This is a genomic window from Streptomyces bobili, assembly GCF_002154575.1.
In the GTDB taxonomy this organism is placed as follows: Bacteria; Actinomycetota; Actinomycetes; order Streptomycetales; family Streptomycetaceae; genus Streptomyces; species Streptomyces bobili.
In genome coordinates, this window is the sequence record NZ_MUBA01000389.1 from 1 (window position 1) to 3655 (window position 3655).

At 75.3% G+C, this 3655-nt stretch carries 1 protein-coding gene; it reads left to right on the top strand.

Going from position 1 to position 3655, the window contains the following annotated elements:
- Window positions 1–3655 (top strand): SDR family NAD(P)-dependent oxidoreductase (locus tag BZL64_RS27655; RefSeq protein ID WP_143663327.1); only part of this gene is annotated, 3655 nt, incomplete at both ends.

Sequence of the window (3655 nt, forward strand, 5' to 3'; positions counted from 1 at the left end):
TGGGCGACGAGTTCGCCCGACAGGCGGGCCATCTCCAGATAGGCCACGCCGGGCAGCACCACGTCGTCGGCGGCGACCTGGTGCTGCCCGGCGTGGCCTATCTGGAGATGGGCCGCCTGTCGGGCGAACTCGCCGCCGCAGGAGCCCCGGTGCGCGGCGTCGACGACCTGGTGTGGGCGGCGCCGGTCCGGCTCGCCCCCGGCCACTCCGGGCATCCGCTGCTGGTCCGCGTCACCGGCGACCGCTCCCGCGCCGCCTTCGAGGTGCGCGGCACCGCCGAGGACGCGCCGGTGCACGCCGGCGGCACCCTGCGGTTCGACGACCCCGGTTCCCGGCCCGCCCCCATCGCCTTGGCGGACGTACGCGCCCGCTGCACCCGCGTCCAGGCGGGAGCCGACTGCTACGACGGTTTCGTCCGGCTCGGTTTCGCCTACGGTCCCGCCTTCCGGGTGATCGAGGAGATTGCCGAAGGCCCCGGGGAGACGTTGGCGACGCTGCGCCTGCCGGAGCCGCAGCGCGCGGACGCCGGTGTCTACGCCTTCCATCCCTCGCTGCTGGACGCGGCCCTGCAGACCGCGGGCCGGCTCGTCCCCGGCGCCGGGGACCCGGTGGGCCCGGCACCGTACCTGCCGTTCTCCCTGGGCTCGGTCCGGCTGTACGCCCCCCTGCCCGAGCGGGGTTACGCGTACGCCACCCCGGCCCGGCGCCCCGCACCGGCGGGCTCGCTCGCCTTCGACGTCGCCCTGCTCGACGAGGACGGGCAGGTGGCCGCCACGCTGGAGTCCTTCACGCTGAGGGAACTGCGCCCGACGGGCGCCACGCGGGCCGCGGACACCGCACCCGTACCCGGAAGGCGGGCCCTACCCGCCGTCGACGTCGTCCACGCCTTCGAGCCCGTCTGGGAGGCCGCGCCCGCCCCTGACGGTCACCTCGCCTCCGCCGTACGGGTCCTGCTGCTCGACCCTGCCTGCGCCGACGCCACGGACCTGGCCGTCGCCCTCGCGGCGACGGGCGCCGATGTCCGCCGTGTCCCGCTCGGCAGCGGCTTCGACGCCGAGGCCACCGTCCGCGCCGCCGGAACCGGACCCGTCCACGTCGTCCACCTGGCCGGAAGCGAGAGCACCGCCCGGGAAGCCGTGGAGCACGGCTTCCACGCGGCCCTGGCCTTCCTGCGGGCCTGGCAGCGCGAGCGCCGCGACGCACTGCGCTACCTGTACGTCCACCTCGAGCCGGCCCCGTCGCCCGCCCAGCCGGCGATGGCCGCCTTCGCCCGCACCGTGCGCCTGGAGCAGCCGTCGGTCGCCCTCGGCGTCCTGGCCCTCGCGCCGGGCCACCCGCTCGCCGAGGCCGTCGTCGCCGAACTCGCCGCGGACGGCGGCCCCGAGGTACGTCACGACGGGCAAGGCCGGGCCCGCCGGGCCTGGCGGCCCGTGAGCCTCCCGGCCGCGCCGGGCGCCGCGTTCACCGGTGCCGGCGCGCACATCGTCACCGGCGGCACCGGCGCTCTGGGCCTGCTCGTCGCCGAGCACATCGCCGCCGCGCGGCGGGCCGCCGGTGTCACCGGTGGCGGCATCGTGCTCGCAGCGCGCACCGCCCCCGGTGCCGAGACCCGGGCCCGCGCCGACGCCCTCGGCGCCCGGGTGGTGCTCGCCGACGTCACCGACCCGACCGCTGTACGCGACCTGGTGGCCGAGGCCCGTCGGGCGCACGGCTCGGTGAGCGGCGTCGTGCACGCGGCCGGCGTCCTCAGGGACGGGCTCGTACGCACCAAGCGGCGGGCGGACGCGGACGCCGTCCTCGCCGCCAAGGTGCACGGCACCGTGCTGCTCGACGAGGCGACGGCGGACGAACCGCTGGACTACTTCGTCGCCCTCTCCTCGGCGGCGGCGGCCTTCGGCAACGCCGGCCAGAGCGACTATGCCTTCGCCAACGCCTTCCTCGACCACTTCGCCGAGGAGCGCGAGCGGCGCCGCCGGGAAGGCGCCCGGCACGGCCGCACCCTCGCGGCCGCCTGGCCGGTCTGGGCCGACGGCGGGATGCGCGTCGACGCCGACGCCGAGGCCTACATGGAGCGTGTGCTCGGCATGCGCCCGCTGCGCACCGCCCCCGCCCTCCAAGCGCTGGACCGCGCCCTCGCCCACACCGCGCCGCGCCTGCTCCTGGCCGCCGGCGACCCCGCCCGCATCCTCCAGGCCCTCGAAGGCGCCGAGCCGCACAGGGACGAATCCGCCACCGCCGCGCCCGGCGCGCACGAGCGCGCCGAGGAACTGGTCCTGCGGCTGCTCGCCGAGGAACTGAAGCTGCCCGAGGCGGACATCTCCGTCGCCGAACCCTTCGACCGGTACGGCGTGGACTCGCTCATCACCATGAGTCTCATCCGCCGCCTGGAGGAACACGTCGGCCCGCTGTCGAAGTCCCTGCTCTTCGAGTACGTGACCGTACGCGACCTCGCCGACCACCTGGCCGGGGCCCACCCCGGCGCGTTCCCGGCCGCCGCCGCGGTCACCGTCGCCCCCACGGCGACCGTGCCTGCGACGAGGCCTGCCCAGCCGGTCGCGCCCGCCCCGCAGGACGCCGCCGTCGCCATCATCGGCGTCGCGGGACGCTACCCCCAGGCCGAGGACGTCACCGCGTTCTGGCGCAACCTGCGCGCAGGCCGGGACAGTGTCGAGGAGATCCCCGCCGACCGCTGGGACCACGGCCTGTTCTACGACCCGGACAAGTCCGCCACAGGCAAGACCTACGGCAAGTGGGGCGGCTTCGTACCCGGCGCCGACCGCTTCGACCCGCTGTTCTTCCGGATGTCGCAGATCGAGGCGGAGCACACCGATCCGCAGGAGCGGGTGTTCCTGGAGACCGTCTGGCATCTGCTGGAGGACGCGGGATACACCCGCGAGCAGTTGCGCGGCGCCCGCACCGGCGTGTTCGTCGGCATGATGTACGGCCACTACCAGCTGTACGGCGTCCAGGAGGCGCTGCGCGGCGAAGGCTTCGCGCCCTCCTCGTCGTACGCCTCGGTGGCCAACCGGGTGTCGTACTTCTTCGACTTCACCGGACCCAGCATCGGCCTGGACACCATGTGCTCCTCGTCGCTGGTCACCATCCACCAGGCCTGCCTCGCCATTCGCAACGGCGACTGCGACGTCGCCGTGGCCGGCGGGGTCAACATCTCCAGCCATCCGGTGAAGTTCCTGCAACTCGCCCAGCGCGGCTTCCTCGCCGAGGACGGGCGCTGCCGCAGCTTCGGCGACGGCGGCACCGGATACGTGCCCGCCGAGGGCTCGGGTGCCGTTCTGCTCAAGCGCCTGGACACGGCCCTCGCCGACGGCGACCGGATCCTCGCCGTGGTCAAGGCGTCCGCCGTCAACCACGGCGGCGCGGGCGCCGGTTACAGCGTCCCCAACCCCAAGGCCCAGGGTGACCTCGTGCGTACGGCGCTGGAGCGGGCCCGGATCGCGCCCGGCGACCTCGACTACCTGGAGGCCCACGGCACCGGCACCGCGCTCGGCGACCCGGTGGAGATCACCGGCATGCTGCGGGCCTTCGGCGAGGAGCCGCCCGAGCGGCTGCCCATCGGCTCGGTCAAGTCCAACATCGGGCACGCCGAGTCGGCCGCCGGCATCGCCGCGATCACCAAGGTGCTGCTCCAGATGCG